The sequence below is a fragment of the Streptomyces sp. NPDC030991 genome (assembly GCF_055571235.1).
Window position 1 is genome coordinate 156,595 of the sequence record NZ_JBVIFR010000011.1, and the last position, 26,804, is coordinate 183,398.

Sequence of the window (26,804 nt, forward strand, 5' to 3'; positions counted from 1 at the left end):
GCGCGCACTGAGGATCGTACCGAGTCGCCGGGGTCCCTCGCGAAGCGGTTGTCCGCGGGCGGGGGCGCCGCCGGTCACTCCTCCCCCGCGCACGCCTCCTCGAAGAAGTCCAGATTCTCCTGGAGGGACTTCATCAGGCGGTCCCGTTCGGCCTCCTCCACCTGTACGGGCACGACGCCCCGGGCGCCGGTGAGACGGCGGAAGCCGCCTCGGCTCTCCAGGCGTCCGTGCACCCGGATCGGCAGGCCGACGAGGTGGGCGTGGCCCGCTGTGCGGTACGCCTCCTCGTCGAGGGTCATGCGGACGTGCGGGACGTCGGCGCCCGCGATGACGTGCAGCCGCACTGTGCCCTCGCCGTACGGCCCCGACCTGCGCAGACGGACGACGGTGCCGGTGATGCGGACGGGGACGGCGGGCTCGGTGTGCCGGTAGCGGGCGCCGGCCGCGCGCAGCACGTCCAGGTCGCCGGGGGAGAACTCGACGGGCGCGTCCCCGTCCGTGCACTCCCCGGGCACCCCGGCGGCGGGCGCCCAGGCGACGCCGACCCGCGCGCCCTCGGTGCCGCACACCAGCGCGACGAGCGCTTCGGTCAGCTCGTGGCTGACCCCCGCCTCGATCGCCCCGTCGAAGGCGTCCATGCCGCCGGTGGCGCGCCGGTAGTCGATGGCCTCGCGTGCCGCGTAGAGCGCCTGGTGCAGCCGGACGGCGAGGGGGCGGCCCGTGGCGACGGGCACGAAGGCGGTGAGCCGGTGGCCGCCGGGCGCCGTCTGCACCAGCACGTTCTCCAGGGCCGCCGCGGCGGGCCGCCGGTGCCGGGCCCCGTAGTACCCGGCGCGGCCGCGCGCGGCGAGGGCCCCGGCGAGCAGCATCCGCCGCGCGGCGGATCGCAGTTGTTCCTCCGCGGTCCAGGTGGGCGCGGTGCCCGGGCTCTCGGGCCCGTCCCGCCACCAGCGGACCTCGTCGCTCGGCACGGCGAGGGAGACGAGGATCTCCCGGGCGGAGGGGGCGCCGCTGCGCTCCAGCGCGAGGAGTGCTTCGCCGAGCAGTTCCTCGCTGTCCGGGAAGGCCCGGCTCTCCGGTACGAGCAGGCTGGTGCGGGTACCGGGCCCCGGCAGCGTCCAGCGGGCGTACCGTCCGGCCGCACCGCCGCGCCGCCGCCAGCCGTGCCGGTCGAGCAGGGCGCTGAGGACGGCCGGGTCGACGTGGGCGGGTTCGGGCCCCGCGACGTCGGCGGGGTGGGCGCGGTCCGCGCCGAGGGAACGTACGGGCTCGTCGGTCGAGCGGTGCTGCATCTCGTGCCTCCCTTCCGGGCCCGGCGCTCCGGCCGGGTACCGGCGGCCCGTCAGGGCCGTCCGCCCGTCCCGACGCGGGTCATGATCTCGCAGAGCGCGCGGTCGTCGAAGATCCGCGCGGTCGGGACGCGGACGGTGGTCCTGCGCCGGCCGGTGACCGGATGGCCGGCGAGGTTGGTCCAGTAGCAGCAGTGCCGCAGGTCGAGCCCGTCGTGGGCGGCGCGCAGCCAGTCGTCCTGGGAGCGCGGTACGAGCATCACGACGAGGATCTTGTGCACCGAGACCGGGGTCCGGGCGAGCTTCTCCAGGTGTGCGTTGTCGAGCGTGAAGGAGAAGGAGGGGCCTGGCGGGTTCGGTGGGATCTGGTAGGTCGCTTTGAGCTGGACCTTGATGGTGACCTCGTCGTCGACCGTGTGCCCGGGGGCGCTGTGGCTGACGTGCCAGTCGATGCCGTTGTCGGGGAAGGGCTGCGAGAGCGAGCATCCGGCGGCCGCGGCCACCGCGTGCAGGTAACCCACCTGGAGGGTCTCCATGCAGGCGGTGGTGGCGAGTGTGCCGCGCGGCGGTGCGATCCGCTCGGGCAGCAGCCCGCCCTGTTCGGGCTGCGCGAGCGCCATGTCCAACTGGCCTTTCGGGAGGGTGGATGCACGCGGAGATCAGTGACGTGCCGGAGCCGAGTCGATGGCACCCCGCTGAACTGCCATGACGCGTAACTGTGTTGTCACCGCTCCGCGTACGACGCAAACGGCCCGGGTATCACCGGGATGGCGGCGCACGCGAATCGACGGGACGTCAGCCGCCGTGCGGGAGCAGGGAGTTGCATTGTCATGACGTGCTGGTACGAAGGACCGCTCGCCGCCTTCGACACGGAGACGACCGGTGTGGACGTGGAGAGCGACCGCATCGTGTCGGCGGCGATCGTGGTGCAGGACGCGCCGGGTACGCGGCCGAAGGTGACGCGCTGGCTGGTCAATCCGGGGGTGCCGGTGCCGCCCGGGGCGACGGAGGTGCACGGTCTGACCGACCTGCATCTGCAGCGCAACGGCCGCTGGCCGGCGCCGGTGATGGAGGAGATAGGCCGCGAGCTGGCGGATCAGGCGGCGGCCGGCCGGCCTCTGGTGATCATGAACGCTCCGTTCGATCTGACCATGCTGGACCGGGAGTTGAAGCGGCACCGCGCCTCGTCGCTGGCTCGCTATCTGGACGGCTCGCCGCTGCGTGTGCTGGATCCGCGGGTCCTCGACAAGCATCTGGACCGCTATCGCAAGGGCCGTCGTACGCTGACGGATCTGTGCGCGCACTACGAGGTGGAGCTGGCGGAGGCGCACGACGCGGCGGCGGACGCGCTGGCCGCGCTGGACGTGGCGCGTGCGGTGGGCCGGCGGTTCGCGAGCCGGCTGGAGCGCCTCTCCCCCGCCGAGCTCCACACGCTCCAGGAGTTCTGGCACGCGGCACAGGCGCGCGGCCTCCAGGCGTGGTTCGCGCGCAGCGGCACGCCCGAGGTGGTCGACACGGCGTGGCCGCTGCGCCCGGAACTTCCGGCGGCGGCCTGAGCGTTCCCCCGCTGGGGGCCCGACAAGCAGAAACGAAAAACCGGCCCGTCGACTGACGGACCGGCTCTCCCGGGGTGGGCGATACTGGGTTCGAACCAGTGACCTCTTCGGTGTGAACGAAGCGCTCTCCCACTGAGCTAATCGCCCGGGAACGGGTTGAACCATACAGGGCGCGGCGGGCTGTGTTCAAACCGGTCGCAGGTCGGCGCGGAGTCCGCGTCGTCCGCCGCGCATCATCCACGCGTGGTTGGCGAGGAACACGGGCCTGCCCAGCAGGGCGAGGCGGCGCATCAGCGGCTTGCCGACCTCGACCTGCTGGTCGTAGACCGCGCGGGTGCCGCTGCCCCGGGCGGTCAGCGTCCAGCGCGCCCAGCCGTCGAGGTCCCCGCTCATGGCGATCTCCAGGACCCCGGCGGCCGGGTCGCGGCGCTGTTCCCGGGCCGTGACCGTGAGCTCGTAGGGGAGGAAGGACCGGAAGACGGCGACGCCGCTGGTCTCGTCCAGCGACGTCACCGACCGCACCTGCGGCCACCACCGCGGGTACTCCTCGGCCCGCTCCAGCACGGCGAACACGGCGGCCGGGGGTGCGGGCAGATCCCAGACGCTGCGGAAGCGGTAACGGCTGAGCGCGTTCCAGTCCATGGCCCGAGTCTGCCCGCGGATCGCTCCCCGCGGCGGGACGTCAGGGCATCTTGTCCCCGACCAGGGCCAGATTCTCGATGGCGGCGAGACCGTACAGGGCCGTGTCGTTGGTGTAGACCCAGTTCGCCTCGGTGCCCGCGACCAGCGTGACCGGGCCGCCGACCTTCTCGGTCCGCCATGGTGAGGACTCGGTGTAGCCGTCGCTCTTGTAGAACTTCTCCCACGCGCGCGTGGCGAGTTTGGCGTCGCCGGTCCGCACGGCGGCGTACGCGTCGAGCCGGGAGTGGCCCTGGAAGAGCAGCAGGGAGCCGAAGTCGCTGCCGTAGCGCGCCTTCTGTTCCGCCTTGGTGGCGTTGAAGTAGCGGCAGTAGTCGTAGTACGCCTCCTCGAACTCCGGCATGTCGACGAGGTCGATGAGTTCCGCGCACAGTTCGTTGAGGCCGAAGACGGCCGACAGGTGGGAGACGCCGACGGCCGGTTTGTCGGCGATGGCGAACTTGCCGGTGTCGAGGTCGTAGAGGCCGCTGCCCTGCACGAAGCCGTTGGGCTGTGCGGCGATGGTCTCCATGGTGGACAGGACGCGGGCCCTGGCCTTCTCCCACGCGGGCCCGCGCCGCTCCCATTCGGTGAGCCAGGCGGAGACGAGGCCGCTCCAGTCGGTGCCGAAGCCGATGGACAGTGCGTGCGGGTCGGGCCGGTAGTCGGGGTCGGGGCGGACCTTGCGCTGCGGGTCGAGGACGAGGAAGGTCTCGTCGGAGTCGACGTTGGCGTGCATCAGGTCGCCGACGCGTTCGTCGCCGGTGAGGAAGTAGTAGTAGCGGCGGTACGTGGTGTTGGCGATGCGCTGCTGCTTCGCGGAGTCGGCGTAGTGCTGGACGCCGTGGCGGGTGCCGAGCCCGGCCCACTTGCCGAGGTGGTAGACGTCGACCTCGCCGGTGTGGCGGGTCATGGCCTCGGCGAAGCGGAAGATGTCGGCGCGGCCGCTGCGCAGGTAGGCGAACCAGAGCCACAGGTCGGGCGAGAGTTCGGAGTTGTCCCAGGCGTAGCCGCCGACGTCGTACCGCCACTGGTGGCGGACCGGGTCGTAGGAGTGCATCACGTCCCCGTAGTCCCAGAAGCCGTACCAGCGCCGCATCTCCACCTGGTCCTTGTAGTAGGTGAAGAGGAAGTCGAGGTGGTCCTCGATCTTGGCCTTGGCGGGGGTGGAGCGGTCGGGTTCGGAGTAGAGGCCGGGCCCGAAGACGCCTGCCTCGATCAGCTGCCTCGGCGGGGCGGCGAGCTGGGGCAGGACGCGGACGGCCCGCACCTGTTCGGCCAGGACCTCGGGCTTCGGAGTGGCCTCGTTGGCCCAGAACAGCAGCTCGCTGGTGCGCGCGATGCCGTAGGGCGTCCCGAACCCGGGCTCGTAGTCCTCGTAGGTGATGTTGAGACCTTCGAGCTGTTCCGCGTAGGTGTCCTGGCCCATGCCGTCGTGGTAGAAGCGCAGGTCCATCGGCTGGGCCTCCGGTGACCAGAGCCAGAGGGTGACCTCGGCCTCGTCGGTCGCCGCGTCGCGGATGTCGAGTCCGGCCGGGTGCTTCTCCCAGAAGTCGCGCAGGCCGAAGGAGAAGCCGCCGCTGGGGCCGCCCACGTAGCCGAAGCCGCTGGCCCGCCGACCGCCGCCGGCACCGATCCAGCCGTGGCCCTTCTTCGTCCGCTTGCGCAGGGTGAAGCCGTCGGCCGAGAGCTGGGAGAGGGTGTAGTCGCCCCATTGGGGGATGTACTGGAGTCGGGTGGTGACGCGCTGGTCCCAGGTCGAGGGGTCGGGTAGTTTCTCGCCCGCGAACTGGGCGGCCTGGACGGCGGCGCCGGGGTCGCGGCGCAGGCCGGTGATGCCCTGGACGGCTTCCCTGAGCAGGCCGGTGTCCTCGCCGCCGATGCGGATGTGCCGGTCGTACGCGGCGTCGCGCAGGGGGACGGTGAAGCGGACGCCGAGCCCGCGGACGAAGTCGCCGGACGCCTTGCCGGGTTCCTGGGTCCCGTCGAACGTGATCGTGTGGACCATGCGGAACGAGTCGGCGCCCGCGTAGAAGTAGAGGCGGACCGAGAAGGGCAGCCAACTCCTCTTGCCCTTGCGGTGTTTGCCGTCGATCCGGACGACGGCGCGGACGGGTCCGTCCTGTTCGACCTCCGTCTCGCCGATGACGCTCTCGAACCGTTCGTACGTCTGGCTCCCCTGGTCGCCGTCCTCGATCTCGCCCTGGCGCAGGAGGACGAGCCGGCCGTCCTTGGCGATCTCGGTGGAGCCGCGGGTGACGGACTTGACGAGGGTCGAGCCGCTCTTGCCGAGCTCGGCGACGATGACGCCGGTGTCGACGGTGACGGCGCCGCCCTTCGTCGAGACGCTCACCTTCTTCTCGGGCGCGGTGGCGTCCCCGGCGGTCAGGGTGAGCTTCCCGGCACCGGCTCCGGGGCCGACGGCGTGCGCGGTCCACTTCAGGGAACCGTCCGGCCACTGCGCCAACGGCCAGGTCTGTACGGGGACTTGAGCGCCACCGGCGTCCGTGAGGGCGAACTCCTGGCCCTTCTCGTACGCGCCCTTCGGCCAGGGCACGCCGACGGTGGAGCCGGGTGCGGCGCCGAGGCCGCCGTCCTCCAGCCAGCCCAGGGTGACGGGTTCGGCGTCGGCGGTCTCGGTCTTCGGCGCGGCCTGCGCGTTCCTGCTGCCGAGCACCCAGCTGAACTGGGCGGCGGCGCCGGCGACGGCCGCGGCCTTGAGAAGGGATCTGCGGGGCGGGCCGGCGGGGACTGGGGACATCGTCGTTCCTTTCCGTGCATGCCAGACGTGCTGTACGAGAAGGGGGTCGGGGGTGCCGGGGCCGGGGTTCAGCGGGCCCGGCCGCGCTCCTCCACGGCGACGGCCGCCGCGGCGAGGATGCCGAGCACGGGCACGGCGAGCGGCGCGAGGAACCCGGCGCACAGGACCACGACCGCGAGGCCGCAGACGAGGAGGAAGGAGCCGGCGGGCGCCCGGACGGTGCGCCGGGCGGCGTCGGCGAGCAGGGGGCGCCAGCGCGCTCCGGGCTCCCAGACGGCGGCGGCCCGCAGGACGGTGACGGCGGCGCCGAGCAGGGCGAAGATGCCGACGGCGGCGGCGAGCTGTCCGCCGGGGAGTCCGGAGCGGGCGACGCGCAGGTCGATCCATACGGCGGTGCCGGCCGCGATCCCGGCGAGCCCGACGAGCCAGCCGTGCCGGGCCGCGTCCCGGAAGTCGGCCGTGAACTCCCGCCAGCCGCCGAGGCGTTGGCCCAGGTGCCGGCGCAGGTGGCGGGAGCCCGCGGCGAACGCGGCCGGCGCGGTGACGACGGGCACGGAGGCGAGCGCGATCCACACCCCGGTCAGCAGGCATTCGGCGAAGACGCCGAAGCCGACGCGTCGGCGGGACTCCACCGGTGGCGCGCTCATCCCTTGAGCCCGGAGGTCGCCATGCCGTCGATGAGATAGCGCTGGAAGGCGAGGAAGAAGGCGATGACGGGGATCAGCGCCACCATCGACATGGCGATCATGCCGCCGTAGTTGGAGATGCCCTCCTGGTCGCGGAACATCATCAGGCCGAGCGAAACGGTGTACTTGGAGGGGCTGTTGAGGTAGATCAGCGGACCCATGAAGTCGTTCCAGGCGTTGATGAAGGTGAAGATGGCGCTGGTGATGATCGCGGGGCGGCTCAGCGGCAGGACGATGGACCAGTACGTCCTCAGGTGTCCGCAGCCGTCGAGCTTGGCCGCCTCGTCGAGTTCCCTGGGCAGTCCGCGCATGAACTGCACCATCAGGAAGACGAAGAACGCCTCGGTGGCGAGGAACTTCCCGGCGACGAGCGGCACGAGGGTGTCGATGTAGCCGAGGTTGCGGAACAGCACGTACTGCGGGATGAGCAGCACGTGGTACGGCAGCAGCAGGGTGCCGATCATCAGCGTGAAGAGCAGGTTGCGGCCTGCGAACCGGATCTTGGCGAAGGCGTAGGCGGTCAGCGAGCTGGAGAGCACGACACCGACCACGGCGAGGACCGCGTACATCAGCGAGTTGGTGAAGAAGCTGCTGATGGAGATCCCGGAGATGCCGTCGGCGAGTCCGGAGAAGTTCGACCAGACCGGCTCGGCCGGGAGCAGGCCGAGGCTGCCGACGATGTCCTTGCTGGGTTTGACGGAGGCGCCGATCACCCAGATCACGGGGTAGAGGACGACGGCGAGCACGAGGAGCGCGCTCACGTGCCAAAGGACGGATCCGGTACGCCGCCGCTCGCGCGCGGTGCCGGCAACAGGGCTGGTGGCGCTGGTCACTTGGCGGCCTCCGTGCTGTCGTCGCTGTTGGCGTAGTGCACCCATTTCTTCTGCGACCAGAAGAGGACCGCCGTGACGAGCGCGACCGCGATCACGAGCGTCCAGGCCATCGCGGAGGCGAAGCCCATTTGGGACTCCTTGAAGCCCTTCTGGTAGAGGTAACAGGTGTAGACGAGCGTGGCGTCGGCGGGTCCGCACCGGGTGTCGGAGACGACGTAGGCGGAGCCGAACACCTGGAAGGCGTGGATCGATTCGAGCAGCACGTTGAAGAAGAGCACCGGCGAGATCATCGGCAGGGTGATGTTCCAGAACCGGCGCAGCGGTCCCGCGCCGTCGACCTCGGCGGCCTCGTACAGCTCCTGCGGCACCTGTTTGAGGCCGGCCAGGAAGATGACCATGGGTGCGCCGAACTGCCAGATGCTGAGGGCCACCAGGGCGTACAGGACGTAGTCCGGGTTGCCGATCCAGCCGCCCACGTCGACGCCGAAGATCTTCTGTGTACGGTCCACGACGGCGTCGTCGGAGAACAGGGCGCGCCAGACGAAGCCGACCGAGACGCTGGCGCCGATGAGCGAGGGCAGGTAGAACGCGGCCCGGTACAGGGCCTGGCCGCGGCGTCTCTGCGCGAGCAGCATCGCGACGCCGAGCGCGAGCAGCAGTTTCAGGGGGGTGGCGACGACGACGTATTTGAGGGTGACCTGCACCGACTTCTGCCAGCGCGGGTCCTGGAACATCGTGGTGAAGTTGTCGAGCCCCACCCATTGCGGCGGTGTGAAGAGGTTGTAGCTGGTGAAGGCGTAGTACAGCGAGGCGATCATGGGTCCTGCGGTGAGCAGCAGGAACCCGGCGAGCCACGGCGACATGAAGAGGTAGCCGGCGAGGTTCTCGCGGCGCCGCCCGCGGCGCCCGGGGCCGGGAGCGGCGGGCCGCGCCTTCCCCAGGGTCGCGGGCGCATCCTTGACGAGCGTCATGACGTACGTCCCCTCAGCCCGCGAACGCGGCCTTGGCCTCGTCGAAGAACTGCTTGGCGGCTGCGGCCGGTTTGTTCTTGCCCTGGGCGACCTCGCCGCCGATGCGCAGGAACGCGGCCTCGATGACGTCGGCCCCGGACGGATGCGGGGTGATCTTGCCGAGCACTCCGGCGGCGGCGACCTCGTCCTCGTAGGCCGCGACGCCCTTGTTGTTGGCGTCGGCCGGCTTGTACGCGGCGTACTGCTCGGTGGTGGCGAGGATGCCCCGGTCGTAGCCCATGATCTTGCCGACCTCGGGGTCGTGGACCATGAAGTCGATGAACTGGGCCACTTCCTTCGGGTGCTTGGTGCCGGTGAAGGCGCTGAGCATCAGCGAGCCGAGGTACTGGCCGGTGTCCTTGCCGTCGGTGGTCGGGATCGGTGCGAGCCCGTAGTCGGACTCGCCCTCGCCCGCGTAGCGGATGGAGAAGTTGTCCCAGGTGAATTCGGACGCGGCGAGCCCTGCCGAAAGCCCGGACTTCGGCTTGACCTGCTCGATCTTCTTCGGGTCGGCGACGAGGCCGGACTTCACGCGCTTGTAGCCGTCGGTCCACCACTGCGTCAGGTCGGCCTCGGTGAACCCGAGTTCGGTGTCGGTGAAGAACGCCTTGCCGTTCTGACGGAGGTACAGGTCGTAGAGGTACATGATGGTGAAGTAGCCGGTGTCGCCCGCGACTTTCTGGGTGTCCTGGATCTTCTGCAGCGCGTCGAAGTAGTCGTCCCAGGTCCAGCCCATTTCGGGCGTGATGCCCGCCTTTTTGAAGACCTTGAGGTCGACGACGAGCGACATGGTGTTGGCGCCCACCGGTATGCCGACCTGTTTGCTCTCGACCTGACCGACCGTCAATACGCCGTTGCGGAAGTTCTTGAGGTTCAAATTCCCGGCGTCCGCCTGCGACTTGAGGTCCATGAGGACACCGCGCTTGTCGTACTTGCGGAGAAAGGCGACGGAATTCTGGAAAACGTCCGGCGGATTCCCGCCGGAGGCCTGTGTCTGGAACTTCTCCCAGAAGGACTCGTAGTCGGTGAATTCGGGCTTGATCTTGATCTTCGGGTACTTCTTCTCGAAGAGCGCGATGGTCTTCTTGATCGCGATCGTCCGCGGCTCCCCGCCCCACCATGCGTACCGGAGGGTCACCGGGCCGTCGCCCGAGCCGCTTCCGCCACCACAGCCGGCCGCCGTCAGACCGAGCGCCGCGAGCGACCCTCCGACGACCTTCAACAGGCCGCGCCGGTCAAGATCCCTGTTCGTAGGCACAGTTCGCCCCTCCACCCTGCGCATTGAATCGTTTTAGGAAAGCGCTTGCCGGGCAAAGGTAGAGACGGGGCGAGGGCACGTCAACGGTTCGGGCAGAATTTGAATCGAAGCGCTTCGAATGAGCAGCTCAGCGCCGTGACCGAACCGGTGTCGGCGGCGTCCGGCCCGTCGGACGCGCACGCGGGAACGCCGAAGGCCCCGGAGACTGATGTCTCCGGGGCCTTCGATCCGGGTGGGCGATACTGGGTTCGAACCAGTGACCTCTTCGGTGTGAACGAAGCGCTCTCCCACTGAGCTAATCGCCCGGGCGCAGGAAGAACATTACCCCATGTCAGACGGTGCCTGGGACCATCCCGCGCCCCGCCGTCACTGCGTGATGTTCCACGGCATCTCAAGGCCGAACTTCCATACGTAGACCGCGACCAGCACCGCGATGATCACCAGGCCGACCGTGGTCAGGATGATGTTCCGCCGCCGCACCCTGGGGTCGAGGGCGCGCTGGGTGGCCTCCGTGACCTTGCGTTTCGTCCAGCGCAGCACCAGCTGGGCCCAGACGAACTCCGTCGCCCAGATCGCCATGCCGCCGAAGATCACCAGCCAGCCGGGGCCCGGCAGCGGCAGCATCACGATGCCCGCGCCCACCACCGCGAGGCCCACGACGAAGACGCCGACCTGCCAGCTCAGATGCAGCGCCCTGCGTTCTTGGATGAAGCCCGGCGCCCGCGAGCCCAACGGCTTCGCCTCGGACCCGGTCTCGTCAGCACCGGCGACCGGGCCGGCCGCCTCGTCACTCCCCGTATTCATGGCACAAACCTACCCGACTCATTCGCGTCACCGGAATGGCCGTTACCGACCGGATAAGACTCGGCCGTACGAGCTACGTAAAGCCGCCCAAAACACTCAGAGGGGTTTACAACGGCACCGTAGGTGGCATGTCGATTTCGCCGACGTGCGAATCCCCGAGCGCACACTGAGCGAAAGGCCCTGGCGCTTATGAACACCACGGTCAGCTGCGAGCTGCACCTGCGCCTCGTTGTGTCGAGCGAGTCCTCACTGCCTGTACCGGCAGGACTGCGGTATGACACGGCCGATCCGTATGCCGTGCACGCCACCTTCCATACCGGAGCGGAGGAGACCGTCGAGTGGGTTTTCGCCCGCGATCTCCTCGCCGAAGGCCTTCACCGGCCGACCGGCACCGGCGACGTCCGAGTCTGGCCGTCCCGCAGTCATGGTCAGGGCGTCGTCTGCATCGCCCTGAGCTCTCCAGAGGGTGAGGCTCTGCTCGAGGCCCCGGCGCGGGCCCTGGAGTCGTTCCTGAAGCGGACCGACGCCGCCGTGCCACCCGGCACGGAGCACCGTCACTTCGATCTCGATCAGGAGCTCTCGCACATCCTCGCGGAAAGCTAGTCGCGCAGGAGGCCCGCGCCGGCAGCCAGTCGGCGTGAGCGGAGCGAGGGCGCCTCGCGTTGTCCACTCGGGGAGACAGCGCGGCCAGCAGGTGTGGAACAACCGCATAGGGCAGACACCGGCGTCGCCGCCGTGGGACCTTCCACGGGGGCGGCGCCGTTGCGTGCGCGCGACTCCCCCCGCACCGGAAGGACGCTAGGCTCGGCCAGCATCGGCGGGCGCGGGCCCGCCCCCAGGCCAGGGAGCGAATCGTGCTGATCACCCACGACACCCGATGCGCGCTCGACACCGTGGTGGATCTGGTGAACACCGCACCGGACAGCCACGGCGGCTCCGGGGTGACCGACGGCCTCGCAAATGTGGCGGCGCTGGCCGATTTCGTAGGAAAGCACGACATCAGCGATGTGGGGGTGCTCGCGGAGCGTGACCTCGCCATGGTGCGCGCGATCCGGACAAAATTCGCACAGGTGTTCGCAGCGCCGGATCCGCGGAGCGCCGCGACGGTGATCAACGACTTGGTCGCCGCCGCCGGCACCACCCCGCGCCTGACCGATCACGACGGCTACGACTGGCACGTGCACTACTTCGCCCCCGGCGCCTCCGTCGCGGACCACCTGGCCGCCGACTGCGGCATGGCGCTGGCCTTCTTCGTGGTCGCCGGGGAGCAGGACCGGCTGCGCCGCTGCGAGGCGCCGGACTGCCGGTACGCGTTCGTCGACCTGTCCCGCAATCGCTCGCGCCGCTACTGCGACAGCCGCACCTGTGGGAACCGGCTGCACGTGGCCGCCTACCGGGCGCGCCGCAAGGAGGCCGCGGGCTGAGCGCCGACGCGCTCACAGCAGCAGCAGGTCGTGCAGGGCTGCCAGCAGGAGCAGGCTGCCGATCACTCCCAGGAAGATCATCAGGGGTGGCTGGGAGAGGGCGAAGAGGCAGCCTCGCGGGGTCTCGGTTCGCGGGGTCTCGGCTTCCTGCGGATCGGCCCGGTGTGGGGCGAGGGGCGCGGGCGTGGGCGGCGCGGGCTCGTCGAGCGGCGCCTTCCCCTGATCGGCGTCCAGCTGGTCGGCCAGCTGCGGTGTGTCGAGCATCTCGCCGTGATGATGTCGCACGCCGCGGGTGACGGCTGCTCAGAATGCCTGCTCGACAGGGCAGTTCGCCGGATTACGTGACCTTGGACCGGGCACCTGCGCGATAACTCAGGCGCTTCTCGTACAGGCGTACAGGCGCACGGGAGCGGGATGAGGACGGGAGGCGCCGGGCGGGATCAGATGCCGTGCTTCTTCAGGATCGCCTCGATGTCGCTGAAGTCGTCGGCCGCGCCCGACTTCGGCTTCGGCTGTGCCTGCGCTCGCGGCTGTGGCTCGGCGACCGGCGCGGGGCGCGAGCCCGGTCCGAACGAGGGGGCCGAGGCGGCGGGGGCCACGGCCTCGCGCCGCGCCGCCTTCGCCGCGGCCCTGCGCTCCTTGCGGGTGCCGCCACCGCGCCGCTCGACCGCGCGGGTCCCCAGGAACATCAGCCAGGCCACCCCGAGCACCCCGAAACCGGCCCACGCGGTCGGGCTGAACGCGGTGTCCACGACCCAGCCGACGGCGCCGGTCATCACCAGGCCCAGCGGGACCAGGGAGTAGGCGGCGGTGCGGGCGGCCGCGAGGAACCGCTTGCGGTAGGCGGTGACCGCGGCGATGCCCAGGCCCGCCACGGACACGGCGGAGCAGACGGTCTCGGCAATCATCCGGTCTCCTTCGTTCGGGCTGGGCTCGGGCCGTGTCGACGGCGGTCGAGGTGTTCCGTCCCCTTCCATCCTGCACCGCGGGGGCGGCCCGGGGCCACGGTCCGGGCGGACCTCAGGGAGATCTCGGGGTCGCCCCTCCTCCGCAGGTCCAGGTCGGGAGCGGCGGGACGGCCTGGAAGACTGGCCCCATGAACACCCCGAAACCCCTTCTTGACGTGTGGTGCGAGCTGCAGTGCCCCGACTGCCGCTCGGCCCTTGACGACGTACGCGCGCTGCGTGAGCGGTACGGCGACCGGCTCGACCTGCGGCTGCGGCACTTTCCGCTGGAGAAGCACAAGCACTCCTTCGCCGGCGCGCAGGCCGCCGAGGAGGCGTTCGAGCAGGGCAAGGGGTGGCCCTACGTCGAGGCAGTACTGGGCCGGGTCGAGGAGTTCGACCGCGCGGGCGAGCCGTTCCTCGTCGAGGTCGCGGCCGAACTCGGCCTGGACGCAGAGGAGTTCGACACCGCGCTGATCGACGGCCGGCACATCCTGATCGTCGACGCCGACCAGGCCGAGGGCAAGGCGATCGGCGTGACGGGCACCCCGACGTACGTCATCGGCGGCGAGCGGATCGACGGCGGCAAGAGCCAGGAGGGCCTGCGCGCGCGCATCGAGGAGATCGCCGACCGGCTCCTCGCCGCACAGCCGTGAGCGGGCCCGTCCCGTCCCGGCCCCGTCAGAGCAGCTGCTTGTACAGGTGGTACGCGGTCGGCTCGTAGCCCAGCGACTCGTACAGGCGCAGCGCCGGGGCGTTGCCCGCGAACACGTTGAGGCCGATCCGGGCGGCGCCCGCGGCGATCGAGTCGGCCTCGGCCAGCACCATCAGGGAGCGCCCGTGGCCCCGGCCCCGGTGGTCGGGCGCCACCTCCACGTCGTAGACGTACGCTCCGTCGGCGCGCTGGGCCAGCCACAGGGTGCCGACCGGCTCCGCTCCGTGTTCCAGGACGCTGATCAGGACGTCCGGGGTGGCGATGCCCTCGGGCAGCAGCAGTGCGTGATCGCGCTCGGCCTTCTCGCGGGCTTCTTCCGGCGTGGCACCGCGCTCGACCACGGTGCGCGCGTAGCGCTCCTTGGCCCGCGCCAGCCACGGCCCGAACTCGGCCTCCGTCATGCGCCGCCCGGCGCTGTGCGCGGGGAGCGGCGGCGCCGGCTCGGTCAGCGGCTTCGCCAGGTTCCGGTTGCGCTCCACGTAGCCGAGCGCGGCCGCGAGCCGGAGCAGGGCTCCTTGGTGCGCGGGCACCGACGCCTCGATGCGGCGGCAGTTCCAGGAGCGGGCCACCTCCTCGGCGGCGAGCGCGGCGACGGTGCCGCGGCCGCGGCCCCGGTCCGGCTCGTCGATGCGCAGGTCGAGGAGGTGGGCGACGGTCGGGCCGAACACGGGGTGCGTGGCGAGATGGAGTGTGCCGGCGGGTCGGCTGTTCACACACACCGTGTAGTGGCGCGAGCGGGACCCGTCGGCCGTGCGCTGGAGCGGCTCGGTCGGCCGCAGAGTCGTGGTCATCACGGGTGTTCTACCCGCCCGTGCTCCGCGGACGACAGTGGATCTACGGGTCGAGGTGGTCCGCGGCCCGCTCGTCCCAGACGCGCATCGCCTTCGCGGTGACCGGGCCGGGTGCGCCGGGCAGGTCGCGGTCGTCGATCCGGTGCACGGCCTGGACGTCACGGAGCGTCGAGGTCAGGAACACCTCGTCGGCCCGGGTGAGCACCGACAGCGGCAGATCCGTCTCCTTGGCGCCGGTCCATTCGACGGCGAGGGCGCGCGTGATGCCCGCCAGGCAGCCGGAGGCGACCGGCGGGGTGTGGATCTCGCCGTCCAGGACGACGAAGACGTTCGAGCCGGTGCCCTCGCACAGCCGGCCGAGCGTGTTCGCGAACAGGGCCTCGGAGGCGCCGAGTTCACGGGCGCGGGCCAGGGCCACGACGTTCTCCGCGTACGAGGTGGTCTTCAGGCCGGCCAGGGCGCCGCGCTCGTTCCGGGTCCACGGCACGGTGATGGCCGCTGTGGTGTCGGGGCGTCGGACGGCCTCGCCGAGCGCGACGACGAGCGTGGTGCCCGCGTCGCCGCGGTCGGAGCCGAGCGGGGAGAGGCCGCCGGTGTAGGTGATGCGCAGGCGGCCCAGTGCCAGCGGGTTGGCCTCGATGACGGCGGCGCAGGCCCTGCACACCTCGTCCAGGTCCGGCTCGGGCAGGCCGAGGCCGCGCGCCGAGCGGGTCAGCCGGTCCAGGTGCCGGGTGAGTGCGAACGGCTTGCCGTCGACCGTCTTCACGGTCTCGAAGATGCCGTCGCCCACGGTGAGCCCGTGGTCGAGGACGGAGACGCGTGCCTCCTCGGTGTCCTGCAGCCGGCCGTCGAGCCAGATCTTCACGTGAGGTCCCTCCACCTTGCCCGGAGTACTGAGTACGGAGTACGGACCGCGCGTCACGGACCGTGATCGCGAATCGCGGATCGCGGTCATGAACCGGTCGCTTGCCCGTCGTACCCCTCCGACGCTACCGCGAGCAGCCGCGACGCCTTCAGCTCGGTCTCCCGCCACTCCCCCTCCGGGTCGGAGCCCCAGGTGATCCCGGCGCCGGTACCGAAGCGCAGGACGGCTCCCGCGTCGCTTCGCTCGATCCAGAACGTGCGGATGCCGACGGCCAGTTCACCCGTCCCCCGGTCCGCGTCGACCCAGCCGATGCCGCCGCAGTACGGGCCGCGGGGCGCCGTCTCCAGGGCGTCGATGATGCGCAGCGCGCTGGACTTGGGCGCCCCGGTCACCGAGCCGGGCGGGAAGGCGGCGCCGAGCAGACCGGCCCAGCCGGTCCCCGGGCGCAGTTCGCCGCGCACCAGCGACACGAGGTGGACGAGGCCCGGGTGCTTCTCGACGACGCACAGGTCGGGGACGGTCACGGTGCCGGGCGCGCAGACGCGGCCGAGGTCGTTGCGGACCAGGTCGACGATCATGACGTTCTCGGTGTGGTCCTTCTCCAGGAGGTCCGCCTCGGTCCGGCCGGTGCCCTTGATGGGGCCCGACTCGACGACCGCGCCGCGGCGCCGCAGGAAGAGCTCGGGCGAGGCCGTCGCGATCTCGACGCCGTGGCCGGGCAGCCGGACGGTGCCGGCGTACGGCGCCGGGTTCCCGCGGGCGAGGAGCGCGGTGAGCGCGTCGATGTCGGCCTCGGCGGGTATCGGCGCGGACAGGACCCGGCAGAGATTGGCCTGGTAGACGTCGCCGGTCGCGATGTACCCGCGTATCCGCCGCACCCCTTCCGTGTACGCCTCGTGGTCGAGTGAGGACGTCCAGTGCGCGGTCGCCGGGCCGCGCCAGGCGCCGGGGCGCGGGAGGGGCACCGCCTCCTTGCGTACGTCGCCGAAGCGGGCGCAGACCAGGCGCCCCTCGAAGTCGGCGGTGACCGCCCAGAAGCCGGTGGAGTCCAGGGCCGCGGGGTCACTGGTCACGTCGCGTAGATCGGTCGCGAGGAGTTCACCGAAGCGGGCGAGGGGAGGGAGGCCGGTCACAGTGCCGAGTCTAGAGCGGGTATCGGGGCGGTGACCTGGAGTGGAGGTTCCGTTGTCGCTTCGCCGGTCGCACCTCAGCACGCTGCGCAAACGCGTTTTTGTACTGGCCCGGGAATCCGCTAGAGTTCAACACGTCGCCGGGACGCGCAAGCGGATCGGAAGGACACGCGAACGTAGCTCAGTTGGTAGAGCGCAACCTTGCCAAGGTTGAGGTCGCCGGTTCGAACCCGGTCGTTCGCTCGATGTGGGGGATCTTCCCGAACCCCTACGCTCCTGGTGGAGTGGCCGAGAGGCGAGGCAACGGCCTGCAAAGCCGTCTACACGGGTTCAAATCCCGTCTCCACCTCCATGCGCGATTAGCTCAGCGGGAGAGCGCTTCCCTGACACGGAAGAGGTCACTGGTTCAATCCCAGTATCGCGCACTGGATCTTCGGACTCCGGTTCGTATGTCATCCGTCCCGCGCGATTAGCTCAGCGGGAGAGCGCTTCCCTGACACGGAAGAGGTCACTGGTTCAATCCCAGTATCGCGCACGCAGTACACCGTGCGGTATACGGCGGTGCCCCTCGCGGAGCCTGATAGAGTCTGGCCCGTTCCCGCGCGATTAGCTCAGCGGGAGAGCGCTTCCCTGACACGGAAGAGGTCACTGGTTCAATCCCAGTATCGCGCACCAGCGAGAAGCCCCCGGTCCTCGGACCGGGGGCTTCTTTTGTGCCCGGGGGCCGCGGGTGCTCAGGACGAGAAGAGCATCCGGCCGAAGCCCTTGTTGTGGTGGCCGTGGTGCCCCTGGTGACCGCCGTGGTGCGGAGCGCCCCACGCCGGGGCCGGGGCTGCGGGGTACGCCTGCGGGGCGGGCGGCGCCGGCGGGACCTGCTGCTGCCACTGCGACTCCAGGCGGGTCAGCGACTCCAGCTCGCCGTAGTCGAGGAAGATCCCGCGGCAACCGCTGCACTGCTCGATCTGGACGCCGTTGCGGTTGTACGTGTGCATGGGTGCGTGACACTTGGGACACTGCATGGTCGGGTCAACTCCTCGCCGTTCGGCACTGCTTCGCCGGAACACTTCCCGGCTTCCGTCCTGCGCACCCTACTTGGCGGGGTCCCGGCCCAAGTGGGGCGGTACGCGCACCATTCGGTCGCAGGCGTCGACCACGGCGACCTCCACGTCGTCGAGGGGGCGGCCCGCCTCCGTGGCCTTGGCCACGGCGAGGGCGGCCGTCTGCACGGTCAGGGCGCGGGCCGGCACGTCCAGGGCGGGCCAGGGGTCGGGGGCGGCCGGCCCCCGCGCGCCGCCCGCCATCCGGTACGCGCCGAGGAAGCGGGCCCAGTCGTCGGCGGGCAGCAGGCCGCAGGCGAACCAGGCCGCGGGCCGGGCCAGGTCCCAGGCGGGGTCGCCGACCCCCAGGTCGTCGACGTCGATGAGGTGCCAGGGCCCCGAACCGGCCGGGCTGCGGACCAGCTGGCCCAGGTGCAGGTCGCCGTGGCACAACGCGCGGGCGTGCGCGTAGGGCGCTTCGGCGCGGGCCCACGGCGGGAGCGTGCCCCATGCCTGGCGCACGGGCCGGGCGGCGGGGTGCTCCGGCGCGGCGGCGTTCAGCCGGGCCAGGGCGCGGGCCGCCTTGAGCGGGCCTCGCATCGGCGGCAGGCCGCGCGGGAGCTGCTGGACTGGTGTCGTGTGGAGGCGGGCCAGGAGGGTGGCGGCGGCTTCCCAGGGGGCGTGTTCCGGGTGGTCGGGGTCGACCGGGGTGCCGTGCGGCCAGAAGGTGACGGGGCGGTCGTCGAGGGGCGTCGCCGCGGCGTGCAGGGGAGGCAGCAGCACGCCGGCCAGGGCGGGGTGGGCGGCCACGGCGAGGCGCAGTCGCAGTTCGCCGGGGTCCGTGCCGGGGGCGTGGACCTTGGCGACGGTGTCACCGTGCCGGACGACCGTGCCGTCGGGCCGGTCGGCGAGCGTGGCCGCGTCGCAGCCGCAGGGGGCCGGTTCCGGGTCCTGGTGGAGGGCGTCGCGGGCGGTGGCCTGGAGCGCGGGCGCGATGGACGGTGTCACGGCCCCGAGCGTACGGGTCGGGGCGGCCCGGGTTCGTCGGCCGGGCGCGTTCCGGCGGGCCTGGGCGCACGCCGCGGGGGTGCGCGCTCGTGCCCGCGGCTGCCGTCCGCCCCCGCGCCGGAGAGTGCGGGAAAGGCAATGCCGCGTGCAGCTCCCCAGCTGCACGCGGCATTTGTGCCGTCCGCCGCACCCCCGTCCCCACGGGGTTTCCTGGTCGGATGTCCCCGCCCGGACCGCTCATCCGGGCCTGGAGGCGCCGCTCAGCGCCCCAGCATCACGCCCACGGACGACGCTTGTGTGACCATCGCGTCCCAGCCGCCGAAGACGACGACGAGAAGGGCCGCGAGAGGGAGAACCATGGCCGTCGCCACCAGCGGGTGACGGCGGCCGGTCGCGGGGCTGCCAAAAGACACAGTCCTGCGGGCCCACGTGCTGCGGAACGCTGTCGTCCGCGGTGTCGTGTCCGCCATGGTCCTCTCCCGGTCGAGTTCTCGGTTCCCGCCGGACAGGTCCGGGGGATCTTCAGTTGTCGGCAGCGGCGGGTACCTGACCTCGGGGGACGAGTGCTGCACCCGCCGCTTGACCTCAAATCTATGGGCGGCGGCCCCCGGGCACGTCATGCCCTCGTACCGAATGCCGGGCCTCCCGGAGGATGAGCGCTCCCACCCCGCGTACTCCCCTGGGTGGAGACGGAGTCCCAGGTCTCGGGGTCTTCCCCGAGGGGACGGCGTCCGAGCACGGCGCCGCCCTCCGCGCGCAAGGGCCGCCGACGGAGATCAGGAGTGACATCACTCACTTCCGCACCCCCCGCGCACACCGCGGCCACCGCTCCGCGGACCGCCCGGCCGGTGACCACCTCGTACGTGCGGATCGGGCCCCCGGCCGCCGCGGCCGCCCCGGCCCTGCCACCCTTCGGGGAGTCAACCGCCCTTGTCGGGCCGGATGTTGGCATTCGGGCCGGTAGCAAGCCGCTTACCCGGTACGGTCCCTGACCGACTTTCACCCCTCCCGCCCGGCGGCCGCAAACGAATCCGGAGTGAGGGCGCGGCCTGAGCGCACAGTCGGCCGCGTAAACGTAAGCTGTCGCTCGTCAGACGAGACCGGGCAGCAGCGGGGATGAACATGGCGATGATGCGCCTGAGGCGCGAGGACCCGCGCGTCGTCGGCTCGTTCAGGCTTCACAGACGGCTCGGGGCCGGCGGGATGGGCGTCGTCTATCTCGGCTCCGACCGGCGTGGGCAGCGGGTCGCGCTCAAGGTGATCAGGCCGGACCTGGCGGAGGATCAGGAGTTCCGGTCGCGCTTCGCGCGCGAGGTCTCCGCCGCGCGCCGGATCCGCGGCGGCTGCACCGCGCGGCTCGTCGCCGCCGACCTGGAGGCGGACCGGCCGTGGTTCGCCACGCAGTACGTGCCGGGCCCCTCGCTGCACGACAAGGTCGCCGAGGAGGGCCCGCTCGCGGCCTCCGACGTGGCCGCCGTCGGCGCCGCGCTCTCCGAGGGGCTCGTCGCCGTGCACGAGGCCGGGGTCGTCCACCGCGACCTCAAGCCGTCCAACATCCTGCTGTCCCCCAAGGGGCCGCGGATCATCGACTTCGGCATCGCCTGGGCCACCGGCGCCTCGACGCTGACCCATGTCGGGACCGCCGTGGGCTCCCCCGGGTTCCTCGCGCCGGAGCAGGTGCGCGGCGCGGCCGTCACCCCGGCCACCGACGTGTTCTCCCTCGGGGCCACCCTCGCCTACACGGCCACGGGTGACTCGCCCTTCGGGCACGGCAGTTCCGAGGTCATGCTCTACCGCGTGGTGCACGAGGAGGCGCAGCTGCGCGGAGTGCCGGACGCGCTCGCGCCGCTGCTGCGCGCGTGCCTCGCCAAGGACCCGGAGGAGCGGCCCAGCACGCTCCAACTGTCAATGCGGCTCAAGGAGATCGCGGCCCGCGAGGCCCAGGGCCTCGGTGCGGTGCGGCCCCCGGCGCCACGCTCCGAGGCCGACCGGCCGACGGGACGGCTCGCGGAGAGCTACGTGGACCAGCGCACCCAGCGGCGTACCCAGCCGGGCACGCCCGCGCCGCGGCCCGGCACCGGCCGGACGGGCGGTGGTTCGGGGCCCCGCTCCACCACGTCCCGGTCGGGGAACAGGCCCGCGCCGCGCAGTGGCACCGGGCGTCCCGGGCCTCGTACGAACGGGACGGGGACCGGCAAGAAGCTGCGGCCCGCCAATCCGCGGCTGCTGCGGCAGCGGCTGTTCGTGTTCGTGGTGGTGACGCTGCTGGTGGCGCTGGTGATCGCGGCGGCCCAGAGCCTCTGACGGACCGCGTCGAAGTAGCCGTGCGCGGGGCGGCCCGCGTCAGGGTCCCGAGGGCGGGGCGGCCCGCATCGGGGTTTCAGTGCGCGGGGCGGACCGCGTCAGGGTGTCAGAGTTCGGGGCGGCCCGTCGCCACCGCGTAGAAGGCGACGGCCGCCGCCGCGCCCACGTTGAGCGAGTCGACTCCGTGGGCCATCGGGATGCGGACCCATTCGTCGGCCGCCATGAGCGCCTTGGTCGACAGCCCCTCGCCCTCCGCGCCGAGCAGCAGCGCGACGCGGTCCATGCGGTGCGGGGCCACCTCGTCCAGGGACTTGGCCTTCTCGGCCGGGGTGAGCGCGAGCAGGTTGAAGCCCGCTTCGCGGACGGTCTGCAGCGATTTCGGCCAGGCGTCCAGACGGGCGTAGGGGACGGCGAAGACCGCGCCCATGGAGACCTTCACCGAGCGGCGGTAGAGCGGGTCCGCGCAGTCGGGCGAGAGCAGGACCGCGTCCATGCCGAGGGCGGCGGCCGAGCGGAAGATCGCGCCGATGTTGGTGTGGTCGTTGACCGACTCCATGATCACGATGCGGCGGGCCGTGGTGAGGAGGTCGTCCGCGGTCGGCAGCGGTTTGCGCTGCATGGAGGCGAGGGCGCCGCGGTGCACGTGGTAGCCCGTGACCTTTTCGGCGAGGTCCGGGGCCACGGCGTAGACCGGGGCCGGGACCTCGTCGATGACATCGCGCATGACGTCGACCCACTTCGCGGAGAGCAGCATCGAGCGCATCTCGTAGCCCGCCAGCTTGGCGCGGCGGATCACCTTCTCGCCCTCGGCGATGAACAGGCCCTCGGCCGGTTCCCGCTTCCGGCGCAGCTCGACGTCGGTCAGGCCCGTGTAGTCGCGCAGGCGCGGGTCGTCGGGGTCTTCGATGGTGAGGAGACCTTGAGGTTCAGCCACGGGTCGATACTGCCTTGTCCTGGGAGTGGTGCCAACGGTTGAGCACGGCACTTGTTACCGCTGGTTACGGGTGGGGCTCTCGTGCACCACGGGGCCGATGACGATGACCGCCGGGGGCTTGACGCCCTCGGCCGCCGCCTTCTCACCGACCGTGGCGAGCGTCGCGTCGACCCGGCGCTGGGCGGCGGTGGTGCCCTCCTGGACCAGCGCGACGGGGGTGTCGGGGGCTTTGCCGTACGAGACCAGGGCCTCGGCGATCTTCCCGATCTTGTCGACGCCCATCAGGATCACGAGGGTGCCGGTCAGCTTGGCGAGCGCGGCCCAGTCGACCAGGGAGCGCTCGTCGTCCGGCGCCACATGGCCGCTGACCACGGTGAACTCGTGCGCCACACCCCGGTGGGTGACCGGGATGCCGGCCGCGCCGGGGACCGAGATCGAGCTGGAGATGCCGGGGACGACGGTGACCGGGATGCCCTCGGCGGCCAGCGCCTGGGCCTCTTCCATGCCGCGGCCGAAGACGAACGGGTCGCCGCCCTTGAGCCGGACGACGGCCTTGCCCTGCTTGGCGTGCTCGATCAGCGCGTTGTTGATCGCCTCCTGGGCCATGAAGCGGCCGTACGGGATCTTCGCGGCGTCGATCACCTGGACGTGCGGGGGCAGTTCGTCGAGCAGGTCGCGCGGGCCCAGGCGGTCGGCGATGACGACGTCGGCCTCGGCGAGCAGGCGCCGGCCGCGCACGGTGATCAGGTCCGGGTCGCCGGGGCCGCCGCCGACCAGGGCGACGCCCGGGGTGCGGGTCCGCTCGGTGCTGACGGTGCCGTCGCGCAGGGCCTCCACGAGGGCGTCGCGGACGGCGGCGGTACGGCGCGGGTCGCGGTCGGCGGCCTCGGTGGACAGGACGGCGATCGTCACGCCCTCGGTGCGGCCGGTGGCCGGGGTCCAGGCGGTGGCCGCCTCGGCGTCGTCGGAGCGCACGCACCAGATGCGGGCCGCTTCCGCCTCGGCGGAGACCCGCTCGTTCGCGGTGCGGTCGCCGGTGGCGACGAGCACGTACCAGGCGCCTTCGAGGTCGCCCTCCTCGTAGCGGCGCCTGACCCAGGTGAGTTCGCCCGCGTCCGCCATGGCTTCCACCGAAGGGGTGGCCGACGGAGAGATCAGGGTGAGGTCCGCGCCGGCCGCTATGAGCGCGGGCAGGCGGCGCTGGGCGACCTGGCCGCCGCCTACGACGACGGTCTTGCGGCCAGTGAGGCGGAGTCCTACGGGGTACGCGGGGTGCTGTGCGGCGGGCATGTCGTGCGGCTCCTGGGGCGACGGGCTGTTGGGCTGCGACAGTGGAGCCCTGTGACGTGCGGGATCTGCGAGGTCAGCTTATGCGGGGCCCCTCTGACCAGGCTGCCCGGCGCTGACGCGCTGTGCCCACCCGTTCCTCCCCCGGACCCCGGACTCCGTCCGGGGGGACCCCCGGCGGAACGCCTGCGCCGCATCAGTGGCGCAGGCGCTCCGTCATGGTGCGCGGCTACTTCTCGGTGACGCCCGCCGAGTCGAACGTGGCGACCTCGTGCATGGCGCGGGCCGCGCTCTGCACGATCGGCAGGGCGAGCAGGGCGCCGGTGCCCTCGCCGAGCCGCAGGTCCAGGTCGACCAGGGGGCGCAGGCCCAGCTTGTTCAGGGCGGCGACGTGGCCGGGCTCGGCGCTGCGGTGGCCCGCGATGCAGGCGGCAAGCACCTCGGGGGCGACGGCGCGGGCGACCAGAGCCGCGGCGCCCGCGCTGACGCCGTCGAGGATGACCGGCGTACGCAGTGAGGCACCGCCGAGGAGGAGGCCGACCAGCGCCGCGTGCTCCAGGCCGCCGACCGCGGCGAGGACGCCGATGGGGTCGGCCGGGTCGGGCTGGTGCAGGTCGAGGGCGCGGCGGACGACCTCGACCTTGCGGGCGTGCGTCTCGTCGTTGATGCCGGTGCCGCGGCCGGTGACCTCGGCGGGGTCGGCCTCGGTGTAGACGGAGATCAGCGCGGCGGACGCGGTGGTGTTCGCGATACCCATCTCGCCCGTGAGCAGCGCCTTGTTGCCCGCCGCCACGAGGTCGCGGGCCGTCTCGATGCCGACCTCGATGGCCGCCTTGACCTCTTCGCGGCTCAGGGCGGGGCCGGTCGTCATGTCGGCCGTGCCCGCGCGGACCTTGCGGGGCAACAGGCCGGGGGTGGCCGGGAGTTCGCCGGCCACGCCCACGTCGATGACGCAGACCTCGGCGCCGACCTGGTTGGCGAACGCGTTGCAGACCGCGCCGCCGCCCAGGAAGTTGGCGACCATCTGACCCGTGACCTCCTGCGGCCAGGGGGTGACGCCCTGGGCGTGCACACCGTGGTCACCGGCGAAGATCGCGACGGCCGCGGGCTCCGGGATCGGCGGCGGGCACTGGCGCGAGAGGCCGGAGAGCTGCGCGGAGATGATCTCCAGCATGCCGAGCGCGCCCGCGGGCTTGGTCATCCGCTTCTGCCGCTCCCACGCCTCGCCGAGCGCCTTGGCGTCCAGCGGGCGGATGTTGGAGATGGTCTCGGCGAGCAGGTCGTGCGGGTCCTCGCCGGGCAGCGCGCGGCGCCCGTACGTCTCCTCGTGCACGACCCAGGAGAGCGGGCGGCGCTTGGACCAGCCCGCCTGGATCAGCTCGGGCTCCTCGGGGAACTCGTCGACGTAGCCCACGCACAGGTACGCGACGACTTCGAGGTGCTCGGGCAGGCCGAGGGTGCGGACCATCTCGCGCTCGTCGAAGAAGCTGACCCAGCCGACGCCGAGTCCCTCGGCGCGGGCCGCGAGCCAGAGGTTCTCCACCGCGAGGGCGGAGGAGTACGGGGCCATCTGCGGCTGCGTGTGACGGCCCAGGGTGTGGCGGCCGCCGCGGGTCGGGTCGGCGGTGACCACGATGTTCACCGGGGTGTCGAGGATGGCCTCGATCTTCAGTTCCTTGAACTGCTTCGCGCGGCCCTTGGGGAGCGACTTGGCGTACGCGTCCTTCTGGCGCATCGCCAGTTCGTGCATGGTGCGGCGGGTCTCCGCGGAGCGGATGACGACGAAGTCCCAGGGCTGCGAGTGGCCCACGGACGGCGCCGTGTGGGCGGCCTCCAGGACGCGGAGCAGCACCTCGTGCGGGATGGGGTCGCTGCGGAAGCCCTTGCGGATGTCGCGGCGCTCGCGCATGACGCGCAGCACGGCGTCGCGCTCGGCGTCCTCGTAGCCGGAGGCCGCGGCGGGGCCCGGCTCGGGGCCCGCGGCCACCGGAAGCGGTTCCGGCTCGGCCGGCGGCTGCTCGGCGGCGGCCGGCTCGTCGGCGGGGGGCGCCGGCGGGGACACGGGCTCCGGGGCGACCTCGATCAGCTCGGGTTCATCGGACTCGTAGGACTCGAACGGCTCGGCCTGCACCGCCTCTTCGGCCTGTTCGGGCGCGGGCGGTGCGAGGGGTTCGCCGTCACGGGGCGCGGGCACGGCAGCCACGGGCTCGGGGGCGGGGTCTGCCGCGGGCTCCTCGACGGGGGCCTCGGCGACGGGGGCCGCGACGACCTGGACCTCGACGGGCGGGGCCTCCTGCGCCGGCTCGTCGGCAGGCGTGGTCTCGACCGGCGCGGTCTCGACCGGCGCGGTCTCGACGGGGGCGGCCTCGGGCTCGGCCTCGACGAACTGGGGCGGCAGGGGCTCGGCGGGCTGCTCGGCCACCGGCTCCGCCGGGGCCACCTGCTCCGCGGGGAGTACGGGCTCCGCGTGGACCACCGGCTCCACGAGATCCGGCTGCTCCGTGAACTCCTGCTCCGCGACCGGCTGCGGCTCGGCGAAGTGCGGCTGCTCGACGACGGCGACCGGCTCCTGCGGGGCCTCGGGGAGCTGCTCGGTTCTCTCGGGGGCCGCCGGTTCCTCGGGCGCCGGCTCGGGCAGCGGCGGGACGACCATGGGCTGCGGCGGGGTCGGCGCCAGGTGCGGGGTCGTGGGCACCGTGCCCTCGACGGGCACGAACCGGCCGAGGGGCTGCTCCGGCGCGACCTCCTGCGGGAAGGCGTACGGCTGCGGCTCGTGCGCGGCGTACTGGTCCGGCTGCTCGGCGTACGCGGCCGGTTCGGCGGCGGGCGCGAACTCCTGGGCGCCGTCCTGCGTGTGCGCGGACGGGAACCGCGGGGGCTGCTCGGCGTAGAAGGCCGGCTGCTCCGGAGCGGCCGCTTCCGCGGGGGCCGACGGCGCTTGCGCGGCTTCGGCGGGCTGCCAGGGGGCGCCGCCCTGCGGCGGGATGTCGAGGTACTCGGGGCCGGTGGTGGGCGGGCCCGACCGGCGCACCGGCATGGGGTGGGGCGGGGTCTGCTGGGCGGGGCCGCGGTCGGCGAGCGAGCGCACCGGGCCGGCGCCGGTCTCCGGCGTGGGCGGGCCCATGTGCAGGGGGCGGCGGCCTGGGACCTGACCGCCCTGGGTGGGCTGCGCCGGGCCGGGCGCCTGCATCGCGCCCATGTCGTGGTGGCCGCTGTCGCGGCCGGCCATCTCGTGCGGGCCCGGCTCGTGCACGGCGGGCGCCTGCGGATACTCCTGGTACTGCTGCGGCGCGGGCATCGCGGCCGGCGGCTCGCCCCAGGCGCCCTGGGAGCCGGGCATGAGGAGCATCTCGTCGTCCTCGACGGGGGCCTCGGGGTCGAGGTAGGTGTACGCACCGGGGGCGGGAGCGCCCGGCTGTCCCACCGCGCCTGCGTTCTCCGGCAGCCCTTCGCCCGGAACCTGACCGGTGTCGGTCATGCCTACCCCTCG

25 protein-coding genes and 7 tRNA genes are annotated in these 26,804 nt (G+C 72.2%); 10 read left to right on the forward strand and 22 right to left on the reverse strand.

The genetic code is table 11. The features are described from left to right. Nucleotides 1-74 precede the first annotated feature (74 nt). A complete protein-coding gene (locus tag ACZ45E_RS21650; RefSeq protein WP_468222799.1) occupies nucleotides 75-1,292 on the reverse strand; it encodes a hypothetical protein in 1,218 nt (405 codons plus the stop codon). A 50-nt stretch (nucleotides 1,293-1,342) separates the two neighbouring features. Next, nucleotides 1,343-1,909: a DUF4365 domain-containing protein gene (locus ACZ45E_RS21655; RefSeq protein ID WP_468222801.1), complete on the reverse strand. Its 567-nt coding sequence runs from the start codon at nucleotides 1,907-1,909 to the stop codon at nucleotides 1,343-1,345. A 210-nt stretch (nucleotides 1,910-2,119) separates the two neighbouring features. On the opposite strand from ACZ45E_RS21655, the gene ACZ45E_RS21660 reads away from it, so the two are divergent. Continuing rightward, nucleotides 2,120-2,845 carry an exonuclease domain-containing protein gene (locus ACZ45E_RS21660; RefSeq protein ID WP_468222803.1) on the forward strand — a complete coding sequence of 242 codons (726 nt, stop codon included), beginning with the start codon at nucleotides 2,120-2,122 and terminating at the stop codon, nucleotides 2,843-2,845. A gap of 75 nt (nucleotides 2,846-2,920) precedes the next feature. Here the strand turns inward: ACZ45E_RS21660 and ACZ45E_RS21665 are convergent. The 9 genes from ACZ45E_RS21665 to ACZ45E_RS21705 all read right to left on the reverse strand — a co-directional run bounded on the left by ACZ45E_RS21665 (nucleotide 2,921) and on the right by ACZ45E_RS21705 (nucleotide 10,875). Beyond that, nucleotides 2,921-2,992: transfer RNA gene (locus ACZ45E_RS21665), tRNA-Val, on the reverse strand. Nucleotides 2,993-3,031: 39 nt separating this feature from the next. After that, nucleotides 3,032-3,487, reverse strand: a complete 456-nt coding sequence (locus ACZ45E_RS21670; protein WP_468222805.1) for an SRPBCC family protein — start codon at nucleotides 3,485-3,487, stop codon at nucleotides 3,032-3,034. 40 nt (nucleotides 3,488-3,527) lie between these two features. Beyond that, on the reverse strand, nucleotides 3,528-6,284 hold the full coding sequence (locus tag ACZ45E_RS21675) for an exo-rhamnogalacturonan lyase family protein (protein ID WP_468222807.1): 2,757 nt from the start codon (nucleotides 6,282-6,284) through the stop codon (nucleotides 3,528-3,530). Nucleotides 6,285-6,352: 68 nt separating this feature from the next. Next, on the reverse strand, nucleotides 6,353-6,931 hold the full coding sequence (locus ACZ45E_RS21680; protein WP_468222809.1) for a hypothetical protein: 579 nt from the start codon (nucleotides 6,929-6,931) through the stop codon (nucleotides 6,353-6,355). Beyond that, complete coding sequence (locus tag ACZ45E_RS21685) at nucleotides 6,928-7,803, reverse strand: carbohydrate ABC transporter permease (RefSeq protein WP_468222811.1); 876 nt, start codon at nucleotides 7,801-7,803, stop codon at nucleotides 6,928-6,930. The genes ACZ45E_RS21680 and ACZ45E_RS21685 overlap by 4 nt, the downstream gene beginning before the upstream one ends. Then, complete coding sequence (locus ACZ45E_RS21690; RefSeq protein ID WP_468222812.1) at nucleotides 7,800-8,774, reverse strand: carbohydrate ABC transporter permease; 975 nt, start codon at nucleotides 8,772-8,774, stop codon at nucleotides 7,800-7,802. Before ACZ45E_RS21690 ends, ACZ45E_RS21685 begins: the two co-directional genes overlap by 4 nt. A gap of 13 nt (nucleotides 8,775-8,787) precedes the next feature. After that, on the reverse strand, nucleotides 8,788-10,071 hold the full coding sequence (locus tag ACZ45E_RS21695; RefSeq protein WP_468222814.1) for an ABC transporter substrate-binding protein: 1,284 nt from the start codon (nucleotides 10,069-10,071) through the stop codon (nucleotides 8,788-8,790). 233 nt (nucleotides 10,072-10,304) lie between these two features. After that, nucleotides 10,305-10,376: transfer RNA gene (locus ACZ45E_RS21700), tRNA-Val, on the reverse strand. A gap of 61 nt (nucleotides 10,377-10,437) precedes the next feature. Next, a complete protein-coding gene (locus tag ACZ45E_RS21705; RefSeq protein WP_468222816.1) occupies nucleotides 10,438-10,875 on the reverse strand; it encodes a TIGR02611 family protein in 438 nt (145 codons plus the stop codon). Nucleotides 10,876-11,064: 189 nt separating this feature from the next. Here ACZ45E_RS21705 and ACZ45E_RS21710 point away from each other — a divergent pair, with 189 nt between their 5' ends. Then, the gene (locus tag ACZ45E_RS21710; RefSeq protein WP_004002642.1) at nucleotides 11,065-11,478 is read left to right on the forward strand and encodes an SsgA family sporulation/cell division regulator; all 414 of its coding nucleotides are present in this window, start codon (nucleotides 11,065-11,067) and stop codon (nucleotides 11,476-11,478) included. 251 nt (nucleotides 11,479-11,729) lie between these two features. Continuing rightward, a complete protein-coding gene (locus tag ACZ45E_RS21715) occupies nucleotides 11,730-12,299 on the forward strand; it encodes a CGNR zinc finger domain-containing protein (RefSeq protein ID WP_468222818.1) in 570 nt (189 codons plus the stop codon). Nucleotides 12,300-12,311: 12 nt separating this feature from the next. Here the strand turns inward: ACZ45E_RS21715 and ACZ45E_RS21720 are convergent, their stop codons facing one another. Further along, on the reverse strand, nucleotides 12,312-12,533 hold the full coding sequence (locus ACZ45E_RS21720) for a hypothetical protein (RefSeq protein WP_468223096.1): 222 nt from the start codon (nucleotides 12,531-12,533) through the stop codon (nucleotides 12,312-12,314). A gap of 206 nt (nucleotides 12,534-12,739) precedes the next feature. Continuing rightward, nucleotides 12,740-13,207, reverse strand: coding sequence for a hypothetical protein (locus ACZ45E_RS21725; RefSeq protein WP_468222820.1), 468 nt, complete (start codon nucleotides 13,205-13,207; stop codon nucleotides 12,740-12,742). 188 nt (nucleotides 13,208-13,395) lie between these two features. Between ACZ45E_RS21725 and ACZ45E_RS21730 the strand changes: the two genes are divergently transcribed. Beyond that, entirely contained in the window at nucleotides 13,396-13,899 is a 504-nt protein-coding gene (locus ACZ45E_RS21730; RefSeq protein WP_468222822.1) for a DsbA family protein, read from the forward strand. A gap of 25 nt (nucleotides 13,900-13,924) precedes the next feature. On the opposite strand, the gene ACZ45E_RS21735 is transcribed toward ACZ45E_RS21730, so the two are convergent. The 3 genes from ACZ45E_RS21735 to ACZ45E_RS21745 form a co-directional block, all read right to left on the reverse strand. Further along, a complete protein-coding gene (locus ACZ45E_RS21735; RefSeq protein WP_468222824.1) occupies nucleotides 13,925-14,749 on the reverse strand; it encodes a GNAT family N-acetyltransferase in 825 nt (274 codons plus the stop codon). Between the two features lie 43 nt (nucleotides 14,750-14,792). Then, the gene (locus ACZ45E_RS21740) at nucleotides 14,793-15,614 is read right to left on the reverse strand and encodes an aminotransferase class IV (RefSeq protein ID WP_468222825.1); all 822 of its coding nucleotides are present in this window, start codon (nucleotides 15,612-15,614) and stop codon (nucleotides 14,793-14,795) included. 86 nt (nucleotides 15,615-15,700) lie between these two features. Next, a complete protein-coding gene (locus ACZ45E_RS21745; protein WP_468222827.1) occupies nucleotides 15,701-16,747 on the reverse strand; it encodes a chorismate-binding protein in 1,047 nt (348 codons plus the stop codon). Between the two features lie 167 nt (nucleotides 16,748-16,914). Between ACZ45E_RS21745 and ACZ45E_RS21750 the strand changes: the two genes are divergently transcribed. The 5 genes from ACZ45E_RS21750 (at nucleotide 16,915) to ACZ45E_RS21770 (ending at nucleotide 17,419) form a co-directional block, all read left to right on the forward strand. Then, nucleotides 16,915-16,987 (forward strand) — tRNA-Gly (locus tag ACZ45E_RS21750). Between the two features lie 35 nt (nucleotides 16,988-17,022). Continuing rightward, nucleotides 17,023-17,096 (forward strand) — tRNA-Cys (locus ACZ45E_RS21755). Nucleotide 17,097: 1 nt separating this feature from the next. Further along, nucleotides 17,098-17,169: transfer RNA gene (locus ACZ45E_RS21760), tRNA-Val, on the forward strand. A gap of 38 nt (nucleotides 17,170-17,207) precedes the next feature. Beyond that, nucleotides 17,208-17,279: transfer RNA gene (locus tag ACZ45E_RS21765), tRNA-Val, on the forward strand. A 65-nt stretch (nucleotides 17,280-17,344) separates the two neighbouring features. Continuing rightward, nucleotides 17,345-17,419, forward strand: a tRNA-Val gene (locus tag ACZ45E_RS21770). A gap of 59 nt (nucleotides 17,420-17,478) precedes the next feature. On the opposite strand, the gene ACZ45E_RS21775 is transcribed toward ACZ45E_RS21770, so the two are convergent. The 3 genes from ACZ45E_RS21775 to ACZ45E_RS21785 form a co-directional block, all read right to left on the reverse strand. Then, nucleotides 17,479-17,763 (reverse strand): TFIIB-type zinc ribbon-containing protein, encoded by a 285-nt coding sequence (locus ACZ45E_RS21775; protein WP_468222829.1) that lies wholly within the window; start codon nucleotides 17,761-17,763, stop codon nucleotides 17,479-17,481. 69 nt (nucleotides 17,764-17,832) lie between these two features. Then, nucleotides 17,833-18,789, reverse strand: a complete 957-nt coding sequence (locus tag ACZ45E_RS21780; RefSeq protein WP_468222831.1) for a phosphotransferase — start codon at nucleotides 18,787-18,789, stop codon at nucleotides 17,833-17,835. Nucleotides 18,790-19,049: 260 nt separating this feature from the next. Continuing rightward, nucleotides 19,050-19,259, reverse strand: a complete 210-nt coding sequence (locus ACZ45E_RS21785) for a hypothetical protein (protein ID WP_468222832.1) — start codon at nucleotides 19,257-19,259, stop codon at nucleotides 19,050-19,052. Nucleotides 19,260-19,905: 646 nt separating this feature from the next. Between ACZ45E_RS21785 and ACZ45E_RS21790 the strand changes: the two genes are divergently transcribed. Next, on the forward strand, nucleotides 19,906-21,093 hold the full coding sequence (locus ACZ45E_RS21790) for a serine/threonine-protein kinase (RefSeq protein ID WP_468222834.1): 1,188 nt from the start codon (nucleotides 19,906-19,908) through the stop codon (nucleotides 21,091-21,093). A 106-nt stretch (nucleotides 21,094-21,199) separates the two neighbouring features. Here ACZ45E_RS21790 and ACZ45E_RS21795 read toward each other — a convergent pair whose 3' ends face one another. From ACZ45E_RS21795 to cobT, 3 genes are all read right to left on the reverse strand, one after another. After that, a complete protein-coding gene (locus ACZ45E_RS21795) occupies nucleotides 21,200-22,027 on the reverse strand; it encodes a TrmH family RNA methyltransferase (RefSeq protein ID WP_468222835.1) in 828 nt (275 codons plus the stop codon). 54 nt (nucleotides 22,028-22,081) lie between these two features. After that, a complete protein-coding gene (gene cobA, locus ACZ45E_RS21800) occupies nucleotides 22,082-23,317 on the reverse strand; it encodes a uroporphyrinogen-III C-methyltransferase (RefSeq protein ID WP_468222836.1) in 1,236 nt (411 codons plus the stop codon). Between the two features lie 226 nt (nucleotides 23,318-23,543). Continuing rightward, entirely contained in the window at nucleotides 23,544-26,792 is a 3,249-nt protein-coding gene (gene cobT / locus ACZ45E_RS21805) for a nicotinate-nucleotide--dimethylbenzimidazole phosphoribosyltransferase (RefSeq protein WP_468222837.1), read from the reverse strand. Between the last annotated feature and the right edge of the window lie 12 nt (nucleotides 26,793-26,804).

Bases quoted from the DNA above. Each gene is read 5' to 3' on its own strand.
- ACZ45E_RS21650 (WP_468222799.1), bottom strand. From the start codon at position 1,292: ATGCAGCACCGCTCGACCGACGAGCCCGTACGTTCCCTCGGCGCGGAC.
- ACZ45E_RS21735 (WP_468222824.1), bottom strand. From the start codon at position 14,749: ATGACCACGACTCTGCGGCCGACCGAGCCGCTCCAGCGCACGGCCGAC.
- ACZ45E_RS21785 (WP_468222832.1), bottom strand. From the start codon at position 19,259: ATGGCGGACACGACACCGCGGACGACAGCGTTCCGCAGCACGTGGGCC.
- ACZ45E_RS21680 (WP_468222809.1), bottom strand. From the start codon at position 6,931: ATGAGCGCGCCACCGGTGGAGTCCCGCCGACGCGTCGGCTTCGGCGTC.
- ACZ45E_RS21655 (WP_468222801.1), bottom strand. From the start codon at position 1,909: ATGGCGCTCGCGCAGCCCGAACAGGGCGGGCTGCTGCCCGAGCGGATC.
- ACZ45E_RS21725 (WP_468222820.1), bottom strand. From the start codon at position 13,207: ATGATTGCCGAGACCGTCTGCTCCGCCGTGTCCGTGGCGGGCCTGGGC.
- ACZ45E_RS21675 (WP_468222807.1), bottom strand. From the start codon at position 6,284: ATGTCCCCAGTCCCCGCCGGCCCGCCCCGCAGATCCCTTCTCAAGGCC.
- cobA (WP_468222836.1), bottom strand. From the start codon at position 23,317: ATGCCCGCCGCACAGCACCCCGCGTACCCCGTAGGACTCCGCCTCACT.
- ACZ45E_RS21775 (WP_468222829.1), bottom strand. From the start codon at position 17,763: ATGCAGTGTCCCAAGTGTCACGCACCCATGCACACGTACAACCGCAAC.
- cobT (WP_468222837.1), bottom strand. From the start codon at position 26,792: ATGACCGACACCGGTCAGGTTCCGGGCGAAGGGCTGCCGGAGAACGCA.
- ACZ45E_RS21710 (WP_004002642.1), top strand. From the start codon at position 11,065: ATGAACACCACGGTCAGCTGCGAGCTGCACCTGCGCCTCGTTGTGTCG.
- ACZ45E_RS21730 (WP_468222822.1), top strand. From the start codon at position 13,396: ATGAACACCCCGAAACCCCTTCTTGACGTGTGGTGCGAGCTGCAGTGC.
- ACZ45E_RS21660 (WP_468222803.1), top strand. From the start codon at position 2,120: ATGACGTGCTGGTACGAAGGACCGCTCGCCGCCTTCGACACGGAGACG.
- ACZ45E_RS21705 (WP_468222816.1), bottom strand. From the start codon at position 10,875: ATGAATACGGGGAGTGACGAGGCGGCCGGCCCGGTCGCCGGTGCTGAC.
- ACZ45E_RS21670 (WP_468222805.1), bottom strand. From the start codon at position 3,487: ATGGACTGGAACGCGCTCAGCCGTTACCGCTTCCGCAGCGTCTGGGAT.
- ACZ45E_RS21690 (WP_468222812.1), bottom strand. From the start codon at position 8,774: ATGACGCTCGTCAAGGATGCGCCCGCGACCCTGGGGAAGGCGCGGCCC.
- ACZ45E_RS21790 (WP_468222834.1), top strand. From the start codon at position 19,906: ATGAACATGGCGATGATGCGCCTGAGGCGCGAGGACCCGCGCGTCGTC.